We start from the raw sequence: 19667 nt of genomic DNA, 5'->3' as shown, positions 1-19667 counted from the left end.
ACCAGCGTTCTCCGACCGTTTACCTGTTGAACTGCATCAGCTGCCGAACTGCGCGATGTATCGAGTAGACCGTACGCGGTAACGTGGCTTGTCCGCATCCGTTCTGCCCGACCCGGTCGGTGCCGGTATGGATACGGCCCCGCCCGACGCATAGTAGGCATACACCGGAAACACCGGAAAGGACTGGCCCGCCGGCCGACGCTCTATGAACCGCAAGACAGTGTTTCGCAACCTGGCCATAGTCGCGGGCATCCTGCTCGTGATCTATCTGGTCAGCTACTTCAGCAACGACACGCGCGGCTGGAAGAACGTCGATACCTCGGTGGCGCTCACCCAGCTTGCCGACAAGCAGAACGTCAAGCAGGTCCAGATCGATGACAAAGAACAGCAGCTGCGCATCACCCTGAAACAGGGCAACGACGCCACCGGCGGCCAGACCCAGATCATGGCCAAGTACCCCGGCGGCAGCGAGGTCTCCGCGCAGATCCTGCGCGACGTGCAGCAGTCCGGAGCGCCGTTCAACACCGCGGTCAAACAGGACAGCTGGTTCACCCAGGTGCTGCTGTTCGTGCTGCCGATGGTGATTCTGCTGGGCCTGTTCGTCTTCGTGATGGCCCGGATGCAGGGCGGTGGTCGCGGCGGCATGATGGGCTTCGGTAAATCCAAGGCCAAACAGCTGTCGAAGGATATGCCCAAGACCACATTCGCCGATGTGGCCGGTGCCGACGAGGCCGTCGAAGAGCTGTACGAGATCAAGGACTTCCTGCAGAACCCGGCTCGCTACCAGGCGCTGGGCGCCAAGATCCCCAAGGGCGTGCTGCTCTACGGGCCGCCCGGAACCGGTAAGACGCTGCTGGCCCGCGCGGTCGCGGGTGAGGCCGGGGTGCCGTTCTTCACCATCTCCGGTTCCGACTTCGTCGAGATGTTCGTCGGTGTCGGCGCCTCCCGCGTGCGTGACCTGTTCGACCAGGCCAAGCAGAACAGCCCCTGCATCATCTTCGTCGATGAGATCGACGCGGTCGGCCGCCAGCGCGGCGCCGGCCTCGGCGGTGGGCACGACGAGCGCGAGCAGACGCTGAACCAGTTGCTGGTCGAGATGGACGGTTTCGGCGACCGCACCGGTGTGATCATCATCGCGGCCACCAACCGCCCGGACATCCTGGACCCGGCGCTGCTGCGCCCGGGCCGCTTCGACCGCCAGATCCCGGTCGGCAATCCGGACCTCGCCGGTCGGCGCGCGATCCTGCGGGTGCATTCGCAGGGCAAGCCGATCGCCCCCGATGCCGATCTGGACGGCCTCGCCAAGCGCACCGTCGGCATGTCGGGTGCGGATCTGGCCAACGTGATCAACGAGGCGGCGCTGCTCACGGCGCGTGAGCACGGCAACGTCATCACCGGACCGGCGCTGGAGGAATCGGTCGACCGCGTGATCGGCGGCCCGCGGCGCAAGAGCCGGATCATCAGCGAGCACGAGAAGAAGATCACCGCCTACCACGAGGGTGGTCACACCCTGGCCGCGTGGGCGATGCCGGATATCGAGCCCGTCTACAAGGTCACCATCCTGGCCCGCGGTCGCACCGGCGGCCACGCCATGACCGTGCCCGAGGACGACAAGGGCCTGATGACCCGTTCGGAGATGATCGCCCGCCTGGTGATGGCGATGGGTGGCCGTGCCGCCGAGGAGTTGGTCTTCCACGAGCCGACCACCGGCGCCTCGTCCGATATCGACCAGGCGACCAAGATCGCGCGTGCGATGGTCACCGAATACGGCATGAGTGCCCGGCTGGGCGCGGTGCGCTACGGGCAGGAACAGGGCGACCCGTTCCTGGGCCGCACGATGGGCACCGGCTCGGACTATTCGCACGAGGTCGCCCGCGAGATCGACGAGGAGGTGCGCAACCTCATCGAGGCCGCGCACACCGAGGCCTGGGCGATCCTCAACGAATATCGCGACGAACTCGACGCGCTGGCCACCGCGCTGCTGGAGCGCGAGACCCTGCACCGCAAGGACCTCGAGCAGGTGCTCGCCACCGTCGACAAGCGTCCGCGCATCACCGCCTTCAACGATTTCGGTGAACGCGTGCCCTCGGATCGGCCGCCGGTGAAGACCCCGCGCGAGCTCGCCGCCGAACGCGGTGAGTCGTGGCCGGAGGAAGCCGAAACCCGCAAGCCGAACCAGCAGCCCGCGCCGCAGCCGGTGCCGGCCAACGGTTATCCGCAGGAGGGCCATCGCAACCCGGCCCCGGCTCCGACCGGCTACAGCTATCCGGCCCCGCAGCCCGGGAACTACCCGCGGCCCGCGGGTGGCCCGGGATATCCGCGGCAGAGTACGCACGGCTCCCGGCCGGACTACGGCGCTCCCGCCGGCTGGTCGGCTCCGGGCTGGCCGCCGCAGGAGGATCCGTCCGCGGGCGGATCGCCGCAGCAGCCGGAGTACGGCGGCGCCCCTCAGGGCGGCGGCTCCCAGGGATACGGCGAGCCCCAGCGCTATGGCGAGCCCCAGCGTTACGGCGGCGGTCACCGCCGGCCCGAGTGGCCCGGGGATCAGGACGGATCGACGCAGAACGGCACTCAGGATCACGGCGATTGGGACGGACCGAACAGCCACCGCTGACCGGCTGCGATTAGGCTCGACGGTCGAACCGCGCTGTCGGCGCGTTGATTTACGTGATTGTGGAGGTGTCCTCGTATGTCGGCCAACAACAGCGCTCCCGCCGGGTCCGATTCGGCGTCGGGCGCGGGTGCCGCCGTGGTTGCGGAGGAACCGGCCCTGATCGCGCTGGGTACCGGTCGGCCCTTCGATCAGAAGCGGGCCGAGGCCGCGGTACGTGAACTACTGGTCGCGGTCGGGGAGGATCCCGACCGCCCCGGGCTGATCGATACCCCCGCCCGGGTCGCGCGCGCCTATCGCGAGATGTTCGCGGGCCTGTACGTGGAACCCGATTCGGTGCTGAACACCACCTTCGACGAAGGGCATCAGGAATTGGTGCTGGTGCGCGACATCCCGATGTACTCGACCTGCGAACATCACCTGGTGTCCTTCCACGGGGTCGCCCACGTCGGATATATCCCGGGCCCGCAGGGCCGGGTCACCGGTCTGTCCAAACTGGCCCGCCTGGTCGACCTGTACGCCAAGCGGCCGCAGGTCCAGGAGCGGCTGACCAGCCAGATCGCCGATGCGGTCATGCGGAAGCTGGATCCGCGGGGCGCCATCGTCGTGGTGGAGGCCGAGCATCTGTGCATGGCGATGCGCGGCATCCGCAAGCCGGGTGCGAGCACCACCACGTCCGCGGTCCGCGGCCTGCTGCAGACCAACGCGTCCTCGCGCGCCGAGGCCCTCGACCTGATCCTGCGCAAATGAGCGATCGCCCATGAGCGCATTGATGACTCCCCGGGACGGGCGCTCGTGCGTGGTGATGGGCGTGGTGAACGTCACCAGCGACTCCTTCTCCGACGGTGGCCGCTACCTCGATCCGGCTGTCGCGGTCGCCCACGGGGTGCGGCTGTACGAGGCGGGCGCCGACATCATCGACGTGGGCGGTGAGTCCACCCGCCCGGGCGCCGTTCGCATCGATCCGGAGACCGAGGCCCAGCGGGTGGTCCCGGTGATTCGCGGTCTGGTGGAAGCCGGCGTGCCGACCAGTGTGGACACCATGCGGGCGAGTGTCGCGGCCGCCGCGATCGACGCCGGAGTGAGTGTGGTCAACGATGTATCCGGTGGTCGCGCGGATGCCGAGATGGTGAAAGTCGTTGCCGCCGCCGAGATCCCGTGGATTTTGATGCACTGGCGGGCGAATGCCGACCATCGCCACATCGGCCCCGCCGATCACTACGACGACGTCGTGCGCGAGGTGCTGGCCGAACTCTCGTCCCAGGTGGATCTGGCCATGGCGGCCGGCGTGCATCCGAGCCGGCTGGTACTGGACCCCGGCCTCGGCTTCGCCAAGAACGCCGAGCACAACTGGGCCCTGCTGGGCGCACTGCCGGAACTGACGGCCCAGGGGTTGCCGATTCTGGTCGGCGCCTCCCGCAAGCGTTTCCTGGGTTCGCTGCTGGCCGACGAGTCCGGACCGCGCCCGCCCGACGGGCGTGAGGTCGCCACCGCCACCATCTCCGCCCTGGCCGCTCAGCACGGCGCATGGGGCGTGCGAGTGCACGATGTGCGGTCGTCGCTCGACGCCATCGCCGTCGCGGATGCCTGGCGGCGAGCCGCCGAATCTGCGGGGCGGCGGGCCGCCGAATCTGCGGGGCGGCGGGCCGCCGAATCTGCGGGGCGGCGGGCCGCCGAGTCGGTACAGCGGCGAGCCGCCGAAGCCGGTTCACACAATCAGGGGAGCGAGTGAGTACCGATCGCATCGAGCTGCGCGGTCTGCGCGCCTACGGTCACCACGGCTGCTTCGACTTCGAGCGCCGCGACGGCCAGGAATTCCTGGTCGACATCACCCTGTGGCTGGATTTCGCGAAGGCGGCCGCGACCGATGAGCTGTCGGCGACCGTCGACTACGGCGAGCTGGCGCAACGCGCGGTCGCGATCGTCTCCGGCCCGCCGCGCAATCTCATCGAGACCGTCGCCGCCGAGATCGCCGACGATGTGATGCGCGACGAGCGCGTCACCGCGGCGGAGGTGGTCGTGCACAAGCCCTCGGCGCCGATTCCGCACACCTTCGCCGATGTCCGCGTGGTGGCCACCAGGCGGCGAGGATTACCGCCGACCCCGGAGGTGGCCGGATGAGCCGTGCGGTGCTGTCGATCGGGTCGAATCTGGGGGATCGGCTCGCCCATCTCCGCAGTGTGGTGGAGGCGCTGACGCCGCAGCTGGTCGCCGTCTCGTCGGTGTACTCGACCGCTCCGTGGGGTGGAGTGCCGCAGGAGGACTACCTCAATGCCGTTGTGGTGGTCGAGGATTCGGAGCTGGGCCCGCGCGATTGGCTCGAACGCGGACAGGGGTTGGAACAGCGGTCCGGGCGTGTCCGCGAGATCCGCTGGGGCGCACGGACTCTGGATGTCGACGTGATCTGGTGCGCCGAGCGCGGCCCCGCGGGGCTGCATCCGGTGACCAGTGCGGACCCGGAACTGACACTGCCGCATCCGCAGGCGCACAATCGCGCGTTCGTCCTGGTGCCGTGGGCCGAAGTCGAACCCGAGGCGACGCTGGAGGTGCTCGGCCGGACCCGGCCGATCCGGGAACTGCTCGCCGAGCTCGATCCGGACGAGATCGACGGCGTCCGGCTCACCGACCTGACGCTGTCCGCGGCGCAACGATGAACGGCGGCTGGTCATGAACGTCATGAGGCCGACCAAGATTCTGGATCTGCTCGCCAATGTCGTGATCGCCGCCGCGGTGGCGTGGGTGGCGACTCGGTGGGCCTATTCGAGCTTTCCGCCGATCACGGTGATCGCAGCCGCCTCGCTGTATCCGGTGGCCGCCGTGGAAGCGGTGCTGGCGTTCGTGATTCGCGCCCGCGTCGGCGATCACCGCATCGGTGACGGGCCGAGACAGCTGCATCCGATCACCGCGGCCCGCGCGGTGGCGCTGGCGAAGGCTTCGGCGCAGGTGGGGTCTCTGGCGGCCGGCGTGTGGCTGGGCTTCCTGATCTGGGTGCTGCCGCAGCGGTCGGATATCCGCGCGGCCGCCTCGGACACCCCCGGCGCCATCGTGGGTTTGATCGCCGGTGTCGTGTTGGTCGCTGCCGCGCTGTGGCTGGAGTATTGCTGCCGCGCGCCACATGAGCCACCAGACGAACCGGCTACCTCATAGCTAACGCAATCTAGTGGAGTTCCGGACCGGCTGCGCGCCGGAATCCGCTATTCGAGCTACCCTTGCGGACATGGTTTCACCCTCCCGTAGCAGTGCTTCCCCGCGACAGCGGGACAACGCGGGAAAAATCGTCGTCGGTGTATTAATTCTGCTCGGTCTGATTGCCAGTGTGTTTCTGATTTTCAGCAACAATGTGCAGTTGGTCCGGGTTGGTTTGGTCGCGGCTCTGTGGGCCGCCGCGGTGGCCGCGCTGGCGGCGACCCGCTATCGCCGGGATGCGGCGATCGATCAGGCCAAGGCTCGTGACCTGCAGAAGGTCTACGAGTTGCAGCTCGAACGCGAGATCACCGCCCGCCGCGAATACGAACTCGGTGTCGAGTCGCGGGTGCGCCGGGAGGTCGGCGCGGACGCCGCCGAACTGGCCGCGCTGCGCAGTGAACTGACCGTGTTGCGCGAAAGCCTGCAGCGGCTGTTCGACGGCGACCTACTGGTCGACCGACCGGCGCTGCGCGCCGAGGCCGTGCGGGTGCAGGAGCTCACCCACGCGACCGTGGCGAACGGTAGCTCGCAGGAAACCGACACCTGGGACGCGTGGAGCGCACCTGCCGTGCCGCTGCACGTGGTCTCGCCGGTCTTCGATCCCGATCATCCCGAACCCCCGGCCTTCGCCAGTCCGTACGACGATCCGGTGACGGCCGAGACCGCCGTGGTGTCGGCGGAGACGCCGGATGAGGAGGGGGTTTCGTCCAGACCGTCGGTGAACGGCGACGGAAACGGCGGTCGCCAGGGCGGGGACGCGCAGTCCGGACCGTCGGAGTCTCAGCCGCCGGAGTCCCTGTCGCCGGAGTCCGGATCGGCCCCGTCCGGCGACCGGCAGAGTGACGATCCCTCGGCGAGCTCGGCGCAATCCGCCACCGCGTCGGCGAACGGCACTTCCGAGCCGGCGGCCACCGAGTCCGGCGACTCGCGCCCGAGTTCCTCGGTGCCGCGGCTGGCTCCCGTCCAGCCCACGACGACCATGGGTACCGCCGGTTCCCGCCGTCGTCGCCACGCCGATTCCGACGAGGATCAGCCGGGGCGCAAGCTCACCGTCGCGGAGATCATGGCGAATCTGCGATCGGAGCAGAACAGCTCGTAATGCCCGCGATCACGCCTGTGAAACAGGTTGCATGTGACGCTCAGTATCGGTAACTTTCGCAGGAGGAGTACTGCGAAGGAGACACCGAAGATGCTGTCCACTGCCGTAAAGAACACGTCGGCCGATCCCGAGTATCACGAGATCCTGCGCGGTCTCTCCGAGGGGTCGGTGCACAAGAACTTCGACCCATACGTCGACATCGATTGGGATTCACCGGAATTCGCGGTGGATCCCACCGATACCCGCTGGATCATGCCGGACGAGGATCCGCTGGGACGTCATCCCTGGTACAAGGCGCAGCCGGTGGAACGCAAAATCGCCATGGGTATGTGGCGGCAGGCCGGTATCGCCAAGGTCGGCCTGGACTTCGAGCAGCTGCTGATCCGCGGTCTGATGCAGTACCTGGTGTCGGTGCCCAACGGCGATCCGGAATTCCGCTACGTGACGCACGAGGCGGCCGAAGAGTGCAACCACACGATGATGTTCCAGGAGATGATCAACCGCATCGGCGAGGATGTGGTCGGCATGGGCACCGTCGACCGCAAGCTGACCATGATCATCTGGCCGGCCGTGAAGTACTTCCCGGAACTGTTCTTCACGATGATCCTCGGCGGTGAGGAACCCATCGACCACCTGCAGAAGTCGCTGCTGCGCGCCGGTACCGACCTGCATCCGATGGTGCAGCGGGTGATGCAGATCCACGTGGCGGAAGAGGCGCGCCACATCTCGTTCGCACACGAATATCTGCGCCGCAACGTGCCCGGCATGAATCCGGCCACGAAGTTCGTGCTGTCGCTGCTCTTCCCGACCGCGATGCGGATCATGCTCGACATGATCATGACTCCGCCCAAGGAGTTCGTGGAGAAGTTCGACATCCCCGCGGAGGTGATGCGCGAGGCCTATTGGGGCAGCACCGAATCCCAGGTCACCATGCGCAACATCTTCGGCGACGTCCGAGCACTGGCCACCACCAGCGGCCTGATGAACCCCGTGGCCAAGGTCGCCTGGCGCCTCCTGGGCATCCACGGCCCCACCTCCCGCTACCGCAGCGAACCCGCCCGCAAGGCCGCGTAGGGGCGGCGGCCGAGACGCCTGCCGAAGCGAAGCGGAGGCCAAAGGTCCGAAGCGAAGCGCAGGCCGAAGGTACTGAGGGAAATATCACGCGCGGGTCCTCTGGCAGCGCCCCCGGTCACTACCTATTCTCGATTCGTAACGTCCGGTACCCGCCATGCGGGACTGGAACGCCTTCCGAGAGGACAACGGTGACCTCCGATTTTTCGCGGCCCGACGAGGCCGATTCGTCGCGCCCCGCCGCGCCTGCGGTCTCGGGCTCGTCCGCTGTACCCGGCAGTGATCCGGCGCCGGCCCGGCTGACGGTCGGCATCGTGTCGGCGGGCCGGGTGGGTTCGGCGCTGGGTGTCGCGCTGGAGCGGGCCGGGCACGTGGTGTTCGGGGTGTCGGCGATTTCCGATGCGTCGCGGCATCGGGCGCACACGCGGTTGCCGGAGTCGCAGATCTTGCCGGCCGAGGAGATCGCGGCGCGCAGCGAACTGTTGATCCTGGCCGTACCGGACAGTGAACTGCCCGGTCTGGTGGCCGGTTTGGCGGCGGCGCGGGTGGTCCGTCCGGGAACGATCGTCGCGCATACCTCGGGGGCCAACGGCGTGGCCGTCCTGTCCCCGCTGACCGATGTCCGCCCGCTGGCGATCCATCCGGCGATGACCTTCACCGGCCACGACGAGGACACCGCCCGCCTGGCGAATGCCTGTTTCGGCATCACCGCGGCCGACGAGATCGGCTATGCCATCGCGCAGTCGCTGGTGATCGAGATGGGCGGCGAGCCGGTGCGGGTCCCGGAGGAGAATCGCGCGTTGTATCACGCGGCTCTCGCGCACGGCAGTAATCATCTGGTCACCCTGATCGTCGATGCGGTCGCGGCGTTGCGGGCGGCGCTGGAGGGTCCGGGCCTGCTGGGACAGCAGGTGGTCGACGACCAGCCCAACGGATTGGCGGAGCGGATGTTGGCGCCGCTGGTCTCGGCGGCGCTGGACAATGCGCTGCGGCGCGGCCTGCCTGCGCTGACCGGCCCGGTGGCGCGGGGTGACGCCCTCGCGGTCTCGGCGCACCTGGAGGCACTGGCCGCGGCCGATCCGGAGCTGGCGGCCGGCTATCGCGCGATGTCGCTGCGCACGGCGCAGCTGGCCCGCACGAATCCGGATCTGATCGGCCTGCTGGAGGGACACTGATGTCGAATTCGGGAGCGAAGAAGCTGACCCCGGAGCAGCTGCGCAAGCTGTATCGCCCGGGCGAGCTCACGGTCGTCCACGAGCCGGCCGATGTTTCGGCGGTGACCTCCGCACTGCGCGCGGTCGGTCGCACGGTCGCGCTGGTGCCGACGATGGGTGCTCTGCACGAGGGCCATCTGGAGTTGGTGCGCCGCGCCAAGCGCACGAATCAGGTTGTGGTGGTGTCGATCTTCGTCAACCCGCTGCAATTCGGTGAGAACGAGGACTTCGACAAGTACCCGCGCACGCTCGACAGCGATGTGGCGCTGCTGCGCGAGGAGGGCGTGGCGCTGGTGTTCGCGCCGAGCGTCGCCCAGATGTATCCGGACGGCCCGCGCACCTCGGTCCATCCGGGACCGCTCGGCGCCGAATTGGAGGGCGCCAGCCGCCCGACCCATTTCGCCGGGATGCTGACGGTGGTGGCGAAACTGCTGCAGATCGTGCGTCCGCACGAGGCGTTCTTCGGCGAGAAGGACTATCAGCAGCTGACGTTGATCCGGCAGATGGTCCGGGATCTGAACTTCGACGCCGATATCGTCGCGGTGCCCACGGTGCGCGAGTCCGACGGCCTGGCGCTGTCCTCGCGCAACCGCTACCTGGACGAACAGCAGCGGGAGTTGGCGATCACACTGTCCGCCGCGCTGGCCGCGGGCCGGCATGCGGCGAGGCGCGGGCCCGACGCGGTGGTGGCCGCGGCTCGTTCGGTGCTCGACGGTGCGACCGGTGTCGACGTCGACTACCTGGAGTTGCGTGGTTCGGATCTGGGCCCCATTCCGAGCAGCGGGAACGCTCGCCTGCTGGTGGCCGCCCGCATCGGCGCCACCCGCCTGATCGACAACGTGCCCGTTTCCGTCCCTCCCGCGGTGTCCGATGCGGCGTCCGCGGGGCCCTCCGTGGTTACGCAGGCTGCCGCCTCCGGACCCGTCGCTCCCGCCGACGGCCACAACGCTGTCCCCGATTTCCAGCCTGCCCAGGCCGACGCATAGGAAAGGCGACCACGATGTTGCGCACCATGATGAAGTCGAAGATCCACCGTGCCACGGTGACTCACGCCGATCTGCACTATGTGGGTTCGGTGACCGTGGACCCGGATCTGATGGACGCTGCCGATCTGCTCGAGGGTGAGCAGGTCTGCATCGTCGACATCGACAACGGCGCCCGGCTGGAAACCTATGTGATCGCCGGTGAGCGCGGTTCTGGCGTGATCGGAATCAACGGCGCCGCAGCGCATCTGGTGAATCCGGGTGATCTCGTCATCCTGATCGCCTACGGCATGATGGACGAGGCCGAGCTGCGCGAGTACCAGCCGCGGGTGGTGTTCGTCGACGACCGCAACCGTCCGGTGGAGCTGGGTTCGGACCCGGCGCATGCCCCGGAGGGTTCGGGGTTGACCTCGCCGCGCTCGCTGACCTTCGCCTGAGCCGCGGGCAGCGGGGCGAGGATGCTGCTGACGATCGACGTCCGCAACACCAGTATCGAGATCGGCCTGTTCTCGGGCAGTGGTGCGCATGCGGAATTGGTGCACACCTGGCGCGTGCACACCAATCCGCTGCTGACCGCCGACGAATTCGCCATGCAGGTGCGGGGTTTGGTGGGCGAGCGGCTGGACCAGGTGGTCGGGGTGTCGGCGTTGTCGACGGTGCCGCCGGTGCTGCGGGAGTTGCGCACCATGTTGGGCCGCTACTGGTCGCACGTGCCGCACGTGCTGGTGGAACCCGGTGTGCGCACCGGAATTCCGCTGCTGGTCGACAATCCGAAAGAGGTCGGCGCGGACCGGATCGTGAATTGCCTTGCGGCATATCATCGTTTCGATTCACCGGCGATCGTGGTCGATTTCGGCACCGCCATCTGTGTCGACCTGGTTTCGGCGAAGGGAGAGTTCCTCGGCGGGACGATCGCCCCCGGCGTGGAGATCTCCACCGAGGCGCTGGTGGCCCGGAGTGCGCTGCGGCGCGCGGAACTGACCCGCCCGCGTTCGGTGGTGGGGAAGAACAGCATGGAGTGCATGCAGTCCGGCGCGGTATTCGGCTTCGCGGGCCTGGTGGACGGTTTGATCGACCGGATTCGCGACGAACTCGACGCCTTCGCCGGTGACGATGTGTCGGTGGTGGCGACGGGCCCGACCGCTCCGCTGATCGTCCCCGAATCCGAGACCATCGACCACCACGAGCCGCATCTGACCCTGGACGGCCTGCGTCTGGTCTACGAGCGCAACCAGCAACGCCGCCGCCCGTGACCGGCGCGCTGTGGGGTGAAACACACCGCCTTGTACGCGCTGGTCACCCTGCTACACTTCGGCTCGTGACTTTCCGCGTGAGCACCCAGGAGTGTTGTCGAGGCTGATTCGCCTCGGCTGATTGTCGAGGCTGCGTATCCGCCCTCGGCCATCCACTACTCCTGGAGCTTCGCTCATGCGTTCCTCTGTCCTCACCTCTGCTGTTACCTCCGCCGCGAGCGGTGACGCCGCGCGGCGGCGGACGGGGCAGTTGCCGCCCGCTCGTCCGGCCAACCGGCTCACCGCCGAGATCACCGATCGCTCGGTGTCGTCCGCATTGCCGACCCGGCTGCGCCCGGCGGATCTGCTGCGGCTGACCGACGAGGGCGCCGAAGACGTCATGGCCGGCCGCTTCGACCACCTGCTGCCGTCCGGTGGCGTGTGGCCCACCGAAAACCGTTGGGCCGTCCGGCTTCTCGCCGACGACGAGGTCGATGTCTGGCTGATCAGCTGGGTGCCGGACCGGTCGACGGAATTGCACGACCACGCCGGCTCGCTCGGCGCGCTCACCGTGCTGAGTGGTGCGCTCTCGGAATTCCGCTGGAACGGCAAGGAATTGCGCCAGCGCACTCTCACCGCCGGTGATCAGGCCTCGTTCCCGCTCGGCTGGGTGCACGACGTGGTGCGTGCCCCGGATCAGTTCGCGGGTGTGCCCGAGCCGTCGAATCCGACGCTCTCGGTGCACGCGTATTCACCACCTCTGTCCGCCATGTCGTATTACGAGGTGACCGGCCACGGGACGCTGCGACGTACCCGGACCGTGCTCACCGACCAGCCCGAAGGCGATGTGAAATGACGTACCCGCATCTCACCATCAACGACATGCTGGAGGCGGCGCGTGCGCGATTGACGCGCATGTACGCGTTCGAATTGCCGGAGGCGATCGCCCGCGGCGCCCTGCTGGTCGACATCCGCCCGCAGGCCCAGCGGGTCAAGGAGGGCACCCTGCCGGGCGCCCTCGTGATCGAGCGCAATGTGCTGGAGTGGCGGCTGGACCCCACCAGCCCCGCGCGGCTCGCCCTGGCCACCGATCACGATCGCGAATGGGTGATCGTCTGCTCGGAGGGTTACACCTCCAGTTTGGCGGCCGCCACACTGCAGCAACTGGGTCTGCACCGGGCCACCGATCTGGTCGGTGGCTATCAGGCGGTAAAGGCCGCGGGGCTGCTGTCGGTGGCCGCCGGCGCACCGCATCTGGCCGGTGAGATCAGCGCACTCGTCTCGCTGTAATAGCCCGGGTGAGCGGGGGTCGGGCGCGCGCAAAACGATTTCCGGCGCACGATAGGGTGGTTCGCTGTGAGCACCCCGAAAAGCCCTTCGTCCGGTGGCTCCGCGGGCCGGGTTCCTGCGGGGCAATCGCATCCTGCCGCAGCGGAAGTCGACGTTCCCGAGCAGATGCGGATCCGCCGGGAGAAGCGTGAGCGGCTGCTCGACGCGGGCGTAGAGCCGTATCCGGTGGTGGTGCCGCGGACCCACACCCTCGCCGAGATCCGCGCCGCCTATCCCGACCTCGAGCCCGACACCAGCACCGGCGTGCAGGCCGGTGTGGCCGGCCGGGTCATCTTCATGCGCAATACCGGCAAGCTCTGCTTCGCCACGCTGCAGGAGGGGGACGGCACCAAGCTGCAGGCGATGATCAGCCTGAACGGTGTCGGCGCCGATGCGCTGGCGGCGTGGAAGGCCGATGTCGATCTGGGTGATTTCGTCTTCGTGCACGGCGAAGTGATTTCCTCCCGCACCGGCGAATTGAGCGTGATGGCCGATTCGTGGTCGATGGCGGCCAAATCGCTGCGTCCGCTGCCGGTGGCGCACAAGGAGATGAGCGAGGAGTCGCGGGTCCGCCAGCGCTATGTCGACCTCATCGTGCGCCCGGAGGCGCGGGAGATGGCCCGCACCCGGGTGGCGGCCGTGCGCGCACTGCGAAATGCGTTGGAGCGCAGGGGTTTCCTCGAGGTCGAGACGCCGATGCTGCAGACTTTGCACGGAGGTGCGGCAGCGCGTCCGTTCGTCACCCATTCCAATGCGCTGGATATGGATCTGTATCTGCGCATCGCGCCGGAGTTGTTCCTGAAGCGCTGCGTGGTTGGCGGGATCGAGAAGGTCTTCGAGGTCAATCGCAACTTCCGTAACGAGGGCGCCGACTCGACGCATTCGCCCGAGTTCGCGATGTTGGAAACTTACGAGGCCTACGGCACCTACGACGATTCCGCGCGGATGATGCGGGAATTGATCCAGGAAGTCGCACAAGAGGTCTTCGGCACTCAGGTCGTCACACTCGCCGACGGTACGGAATACGACCTGAGTGGTGAGTGGAACACGATCGAGATGTATCCCTCGCTATCCGATTCGCTGGGGGTCGAGGTAACGCCGGAAACTACTGTTCCGGAATTGCTCGCGCTAGCCGATCGGGTCGGTCTGGAAATTCCTCCGGACAAGGGTTACGGCCACGGCAAACTTGTCGAGGAACTGTGGGAACACAGCTATGGCGACAAGCTCTATGCGCCCACTTTCGTGCGGGACTTCCCGGTGGAGACCTCACCCTTGACGCGCCAGCATCGCAGTAAGCCGGGCGTCACGGAGAAGTGGGATCTGTATGTCCGCGGATTCGAGTTGGCCACGGGCTATTCGGAACTCGTGGATCCGGTCGTACAGCGGGAACGTTTTGTCGACCAGGCCAGACTCGCCGCCGCCGGTGACGACGAGGCCATGCGGCGGGACGAGGACTTCCTCGCCGCCATGGAACACGGTATGCCGCCGACAACGGGTACCGGTATGGGAATCGATCGGTTGCTGATGGCACTGACCGGACTTGGAATCCGGGAAACCATACTGTTCCCAATTGTGCGTCCGTCCGGTCGCTGAGTACCGGGTTTGAATGCCGATTCCCCGTCTTGGAAATTTCGTATCTAGAGGTATTCTCGACTCGGGCATCGGCCTGGTATCCGGGTCGCACGATTTCGAGAGGACGTTCATCTCATGGCAAAGAAGGTCACCGTTAGCCTGATCGACGATGTCGATGGTGAGTCCATTGCGGACGAGACCATCGAGTTCGCGATCGACGGTGTTTCGTACGAGATCGACCTGTCGGCGGCGAATGCGGCGAAGCTGCGGGACGGGCTGGATGTGTGGGTTGCCAATGCCCGCCGGGTGAGCGGTCGCCGGCGCAGCAAGCCGGTCGGTGCGACCACCGGTGCGCCGAAGGGCCGAGTTTCCATGGATCGCGAACAGAGTGCGGCAATTCGGGAGTGGGCGCGGCGTAAGGGCCACAAGGTTTCCGCGCGCGGTCGCATCTCCGCCGATGTCGTGGAGAGCTACCACAAGGAAGTCGGCCGCAACAACTAGTGCGGTCGAAAGGACCCGGCTGCGTCTGTGCCGCTGCCGCCCGGAGGAATCGTGCGACGTCCGGGCGGCAGCGGCATTTCGATGCCTCAGCGGTATTTCCGTGCGGTCGCGGTATTTCGGTGCGGCCGTACCCAGACGGCCCCGGCGTGGTGATCTTGCTCGCCGCCGCGTCGGCGCGGCACCATGGGGCCTATGCAGACCACGTCACTGGCGGTACGAGGGTGGGGGTAGCAACGCGGTGACGGATATTCACGAATCGTTTCTCCGGTTCATCGACGACACCGGCCGCCGGCACGAACTGACGCTGACCCCGGATCATCAACGCATCACGATCGGGCGTTCGCCGCAGGCCGATCTGTCCCTGGGCTGGGACGCCGAGGTGTCGCGACTGCATGCGGCAGTGGAATACCTCGGCGCGCACTGGACGATCGTCGACGACGGACTCTCGCGCAACGGCACCTTCGTCAACGGCGAGCGGCTGGCCGGCCGCCGCCGGCTGGAGGCCGGCGACCGCATCCGGGTCGGGACCTCGACGCTGTCGTTTCACGACTACACCGGCACGGTCGACGACGCGACCCGGACGTCCGTCGGCTCGGTGCCGAGTCCCCGTTCACTCACCGATACGCAGCGCGCGGTTCTGATCGCGCTGTGCCGCCCGTACCGCGGCAATACCGAATTCGCCACGCCCGCCTCCAATCAGCAGATCGCCGACGAGTTGTATCTGAGCGTGGATGCGATCAAAACCCATCTGCGCGCGTTGTTTTCGAAGTTCGGCGTCGAGGATCTGCCGCAGAATCAGAAGCGGGTGCGGCTGGCGGCGCTGGCCATCCAGAACGGCATCATCTCGCACCGCGATCTCTGAAACCCGTCCGCCGGATGTGACGCGCGATTCCGGTTACCCGCCGGTATTGATCCGCACGGTCCCCTGCTCCCGCTAGCGTGTTGAAACGCGTTCTAGTTTTTGGAGCTCTCGATGTCGTCTCGTCCCGTGCGTGCGTCGCGTCTGCTGCGCCGGTTACCCGGATCCATCCTCGTCCTGGCGGTATTGAGCACCCTGTGGGTGACCGCCGCAGCGGCGGCCCACGCCGAATATCCGGTGGACTACAACTTCTTCTCCGGCATTCCGTACGAGCTGCGAAATCCGGGTGGTTCCCTGCCCGGCGCCGACGACTGGTCGTGCCGGCCCAGCGCCGCGCATCCCGAACCCGTGGTGCTGGTGCACGGCACCGGCGGCGGGGCGCAGACGAACTGGGGCGTGTACGCGCCGCTGCTGGCCAACGAGGGATATTGCGTCTACTCGCTGACCTACGGCGCCTACGACCTGCCCTGGCCGCTCTCGGCGATCGGCGGCATGCGGCCGATCGAGGACAGTTCGGCGCAGCTCGCGGAGTTCGTGGACCGGGTGCTGGCGGCGACCGGCGCCGCGAAGGTCGATCTGATCGCGCATTCGCAGGGCAATCTGGTGGGCAACTACTTCGTCAAGCGGCTGGGCGGTTCGGACAAGGTCGACAAGTTCGTGGCGATCGCCGCGCCGTGGCTGGGCACCTTCGGCCCGGTGATCGATCCGGCTCGCGATTTCGCGCGGCGTCTGGGCGCGGAGCCGGCCTTCGACGGCGTCCTGGGTGTGAGCCCCTGTGCCGCGTGCGCGCAGATGACGGGCAGTACGGATTTCATCCGCTCCCTGAACGCCGACGGCGTCTACGACCCGGACGTCACCTACACCAATATCGAGACCCAATACGACGAACTGGTGGTCCCGTACACCGTCGCCCTGGTGCCCGGACCGACGACGACGAACATCGTGGTCCAGGACGGCTGCGCGTCGGACTATTCGGAGCACGCGGGCATCGCGGGCAGCGACCGGGCGGCCGCGTTCGCGCTCAACGCCCTGGATCCGGACGATCCGCACCCCGTGCCCTGCCATTTCATCCCACCGCTCACCGGATAGTTCCGTCGGCGAGGACGTCGCGCGGAGATTCGCGGCCGAGCTTCGGGGCCGCGAACCCCGACGTCGGGAGGGGGGCCCGAAAATTCAGCTGTGGGCGTAGTTGCTGGGGAAACGTTCCGGGTTGGAGCCGCGTTAGAACGGTATGACTCGCGTTGTCGCCCGTTCGCAATAGGGTGGACGGACGACGGCCGTGACCCCCGCCAACTACAGTAGAGGCGGGGCATGCAACCCCAGGGCTTCATGGCAGGCTGGCGCCACAGGTGTGAAGCACGAAGCAAGCAGCGCCGGATGCCGTGGATAGCGGAGCAGGAAGTGAGGGAGCGATGTTCGAGAGGTTCACCGACCGCGCGCGGCGGGTCGTTGTCCTGGCCCAAGAAGAGGCTCGGATGCTCAACCACAACTACATCGGCACCGAGCACATCCTGCTGGGCCTGATCCACGAGGGTGAGGGTGTCGCGGCGAAGTCCCTGGAGTCGCTGGGAATTTCGCTCGAGGGTGTGCGCAGCCAGGTCGAGGAGATCATCGGGCAGGGCCAGCAGGCGCCGTCCGGTCACATCCCCTTCACCCCCCGGGCCAAGAAGGTGCTGGAGCTGAGCCTGCGCGAGGCGCTGCAGCTCGGCCACAACTACATCGGCACCGAGCACATTCTGCTCGGCCTGATTCGTGAGGGCGAAGGCGTCGCGGCCCAGGTGCTGGTGAAGCTGGGCGCCGACCTCAACCGGGTGCGGCAGCAGGTCATCCAGCTGCTGTCCGGCTACCAGGGCGGTAAGGAGGCGGTGGAGTCCGGTGCTCGTGGCGAGTCCGGGACCCCGTCCACCTCGCTGGTCCTCGACCAGTTCGGCCGCAACCTGACCCAGGCCGCACTCGAAGGCAAACTCGACCCGGTCATCGGCCGCTCGAAGGAGATCGAGCGCGTCATGCAGGTGCTGAGCCGCCGCACCAAGAACAACCCGGTCCTGATCGGTGAGCCCGGCGTCGGTAAAACCGCCGTCGTCGAGGGTCTCGCTCAGGCCATCGTCAACGGCGAGGTGCCGGAGACGCTGAAGGACAAGCAGCTCTACACCCTCGACCTGGGTTCCCTGGTCGCGGGCAGCCGCTACCGCGGTGATTTCGAGGAGCGCCTGAAGAAGGTGCTCAAGGAGATCAACACCCGCGGCGACATCATCCTGTTCATCGACGAGCTGCACACGCTCGTGGGTGCGGGTGCCGCCGAGGGCGCGATCGACGCGGCCTCGATCCTGAAGCCGAAGCTGGCCCGCGGTGAGCTGCAGACCATCGGTGCCACCACACTCGACGAGTACCGCAAGTACATCGAGAAGGACGCCGCCCTGGAGCGCCGGTTCCAGCCGGTCCAGGTGGGCGAGCCGACGGTCGAGCACACCATCAACATCCTGAAGGGCCTGCGCGACCGCTACGAGGCGCACCACCGGGTGTCCATCACCGACGGTGCGCTGGTGGCCGCGGCCACGCTGGCCGACCGGTACATCAACGACCGGTTCCTGCCGGACAAGGCGATCGACCTGATCGACGAGGCGGGCGCGCGGATGCGCATCCGCCGGATGACCGCTCCGCCGGACCTGCGCGAATTCGACGACAAGATCGCCGATGCCCGCCGGGAGAAGGAAAGCGCCATCGACGCGCAGGACTTCGAGAAGGCCGCGCGGCTGCGCGACAAGGAGAAGCAGCTCGTCGCCAAGCGCGCCGAGCGGGAGAAGCAGTGGCGTTCCGGTGATCTGGACGTCGTGGCCGAGGTCGACGACGAGCAGATCGCGGAGGTGCTGGCCAACTGGACCGGTATTCCGGTGTTCAAGCTCACCGAGGAGGAGACCACCCGTCTGCTCCGCATGGAGGACGAGCTGCACAAGCGGATCATCGGCCAGGAGGACGCGGTCAAGGCCGTGTCGAAGGCCATCCGCCGTACTCGCGCCGGCCTGAAGGATCCGAAGCGTCCGTCCGGTTCGTTCATCTTCGCCGGTCCGTCCGGTGTCGGTAAGACCGAACTGTCCAAGGCGCTGGCGAACTTCCTGTTCGGCGACGACGACGCGCTCATCCAGATCGACATGGGCGAGTTCCACGACCGCTTCACCGCCTCGCGGCTGTTCGGTGCCCCTCCGGGCTACGTCGGCTACGAGGAGGGCGGCCAGCTCACCGAGAAGGTGCGCCGCAAGCCGTTCTCGGTCGTGCTGTTCGACGAGATCGAGAAGGCCCACCAGGAGATCTACAACACCCTGTTGCAGGTGCTGGAGGACGGCCGCCTCACCGACGGCCAGGGCCGGACCGTGGACTTCAAGAACACGGTGCTGATCTTCACCTCGAACCTCGGCACCTCGGATATCTCGAAGGCCGTGGGTCTGGGCTTCTCGCAGTCCAACGCCGAGGGCTCGAACTACGAGCGGATGAAGCTCAAGGTCAACGACGAGCTGAAGAAGCACTTCCGTCCGGAGTTCCTCAACCGTATCGACGACGTCATCGTCTTCCACCAGCTCACCAACGAGCAGATCGTGCAGATGGTGGATCTGATGATCAACCGCGTCGCGACGCAGCTGCGGAACAAGGATATGGAGATCGAGCTCACCGAGAAGGCCAAGAGCCTGCTCGCCAAGCGCGGTTTCGATCCGGTGCTGGGCGCTCGCCCGCTGCGCCGGACCATCCAGCGCGAGATCGAGGATCAGCTCTCGGAGAAGATCCTGTTCGGCGAGATCGGCCCCGGCCAGATCGTCGAGGTCGACGTCGAGAACTGGGACGGCGAGGGCGCCGGCGAGGATGCCAAGTTCACCTTCGCCGGTAAGGCCAAGCCCGCCAAGGCGGAAGCCGAACCGGTCGCGGCGCTGGCCGGCGCCGGTGAGACCGCTCCGGAGGCCTCGGGCGAGTAAGTAGTCCGTACGAACCGACCGATGCCGGTCATCCCGACGGGGTGACCG

General features: G+C 67.2%; 19 protein-coding genes. All 19 read left to right on the top strand.

The features are described 5' to 3' along the window. The first annotated feature begins 205 nt into the window (after positions 1-205). Entirely contained in the window at positions 206-2614 is a 2409-nt protein-coding gene (gene ftsH, locus IG65_RS0124775) for an ATP-dependent zinc metalloprotease FtsH (protein ID WP_030517353.1), read from the top strand. A gap of 75 nt (positions 2615-2689) precedes the next feature. Next, on the top strand, positions 2690-3361 hold the full coding sequence (folE, locus tag IG65_RS0124770) for a GTP cyclohydrolase I FolE (protein WP_036525602.1): 672 nt from the start codon (positions 2690-2692) through the stop codon (positions 3359-3361). 10 nt (positions 3362-3371) lie between these two features. Next, positions 3372-4343, top strand: a complete 972-nt coding sequence (folP, locus tag IG65_RS0124765; RefSeq protein ID WP_081879737.1) for a dihydropteroate synthase — start codon at positions 3372-3374, stop codon at positions 4341-4343. After that, on the top strand, positions 4340-4732 hold the full coding sequence (gene folB, locus IG65_RS0124760) for a dihydroneopterin aldolase (RefSeq protein WP_030517350.1): 393 nt from the start codon (positions 4340-4342) through the stop codon (positions 4730-4732). The genes folP and folB overlap by 4 nt, the downstream gene beginning before the upstream one ends. Continuing rightward, positions 4729-5265 (top strand): 2-amino-4-hydroxy-6-hydroxymethyldihydropteridine diphosphokinase, encoded by a 537-nt coding sequence (folK, locus tag IG65_RS0124755; RefSeq protein ID WP_030517349.1) that lies wholly within the window; start codon positions 4729-4731, stop codon positions 5263-5265. The genes folB and folK overlap by 4 nt, the downstream gene beginning before the upstream one ends. A gap of 22 nt (positions 5266-5287) precedes the next feature. Then, positions 5288-5758 (top strand): DUF3180 domain-containing protein, encoded by a 471-nt coding sequence (locus IG65_RS0124750; RefSeq protein WP_036525631.1) that lies wholly within the window; start codon positions 5288-5290, stop codon positions 5756-5758. 70 nt (positions 5759-5828) lie between these two features. Further along, the gene (locus tag IG65_RS0124745) at positions 5829-6896 is read left to right on the top strand and encodes a DUF6779 domain-containing protein (RefSeq protein WP_030517347.1); all 1068 of its coding nucleotides are present in this window, start codon (positions 5829-5831) and stop codon (positions 6894-6896) included. A 90-nt stretch (positions 6897-6986) separates the two neighbouring features. Next, entirely contained in the window at positions 6987-7970 is a 984-nt protein-coding gene (locus tag IG65_RS0124740; RefSeq protein WP_030517346.1) for a diiron oxygenase, read from the top strand. A gap of 296 nt (positions 7971-8266) precedes the next feature. Further along, positions 8267-9142, top strand: coding sequence for a Rossmann-like and DUF2520 domain-containing protein (locus IG65_RS0124735; RefSeq protein ID WP_051756823.1), 876 nt, complete (start codon positions 8267-8269; stop codon positions 9140-9142). Next, a complete protein-coding gene (panC, locus tag IG65_RS0124730; protein WP_081879735.1) occupies positions 9142-10167 on the top strand; it encodes a pantoate--beta-alanine ligase in 1026 nt (341 codons plus the stop codon). Before IG65_RS0124735 ends, panC begins: the two co-directional genes overlap by 1 nt. 14 nt (positions 10168-10181) lie before the next feature. Next, positions 10182-10601 (top strand): aspartate 1-decarboxylase, encoded by a 420-nt coding sequence (gene panD / locus IG65_RS0124725; RefSeq protein WP_030517343.1) that lies wholly within the window; start codon positions 10182-10184, stop codon positions 10599-10601. 21 nt (positions 10602-10622) lie between these two features. Next, positions 10623-11417 carry a type III pantothenate kinase gene (locus IG65_RS0124720; RefSeq protein ID WP_030517342.1) on the top strand — a complete coding sequence of 265 codons (795 nt, stop codon included), beginning with the start codon at positions 10623-10625 and terminating at the stop codon, positions 11415-11417. A gap of 175 nt (positions 11418-11592) precedes the next feature. After that, a complete protein-coding gene (locus IG65_RS0124715) occupies positions 11593-12252 on the top strand; it encodes a cysteine dioxygenase family protein (RefSeq protein WP_081879734.1) in 660 nt (219 codons plus the stop codon). Next, positions 12249-12686 carry a rhodanese-like domain-containing protein gene (locus IG65_RS0124710; protein WP_030517340.1) on the top strand — a complete coding sequence of 146 codons (438 nt, stop codon included), beginning with the start codon at positions 12249-12251 and terminating at the stop codon, positions 12684-12686. The genes IG65_RS0124715 and IG65_RS0124710 overlap by 4 nt, the downstream gene beginning before the upstream one ends. Before the next feature lie 165 nt (positions 12687-12851). Continuing rightward, a complete protein-coding gene (gene lysS / locus IG65_RS0124705) occupies positions 12852-14318 on the top strand; it encodes a lysine--tRNA ligase (RefSeq protein WP_030517339.1) in 1467 nt (488 codons plus the stop codon). A 114-nt stretch (positions 14319-14432) separates the two neighbouring features. After that, positions 14433-14798: an Lsr2 family protein gene (locus IG65_RS0124700; RefSeq protein ID WP_030517338.1), complete on the top strand. Its 366-nt coding sequence runs from the start codon at positions 14433-14435 to the stop codon at positions 14796-14798. Positions 14799-15036: 238 nt separating this feature from the next. Beyond that, on the top strand, positions 15037-15660 hold the full coding sequence (locus tag IG65_RS0124695) for an FHA domain-containing protein (protein ID WP_030517337.1): 624 nt from the start codon (positions 15037-15039) through the stop codon (positions 15658-15660). A 111-nt stretch (positions 15661-15771) separates the two neighbouring features. Next, positions 15772-16746, top strand: coding sequence for a triacylglycerol lipase (locus IG65_RS0124690; protein WP_051756810.1), 975 nt, complete (start codon positions 15772-15774; stop codon positions 16744-16746). Positions 16747-17069: 323 nt separating this feature from the next. After that, a complete protein-coding gene (locus tag IG65_RS0124685; protein ID WP_030517335.1) occupies positions 17070-19619 on the top strand; it encodes an ATP-dependent Clp protease ATP-binding subunit in 2550 nt (849 codons plus the stop codon). The last annotated feature ends 48 nt before the right edge of the window (positions 19620-19667 follow it).

The organism is Nocardia sp. NRRL WC-3656, from assembly GCF_000720265.1.
GTDB lineage: Bacteria > Actinomycetota > Actinomycetes > Mycobacteriales > Mycobacteriaceae > Nocardia > Nocardia nova.
This window is presented reverse-complemented; position numbering and strand designations above follow the sequence as displayed.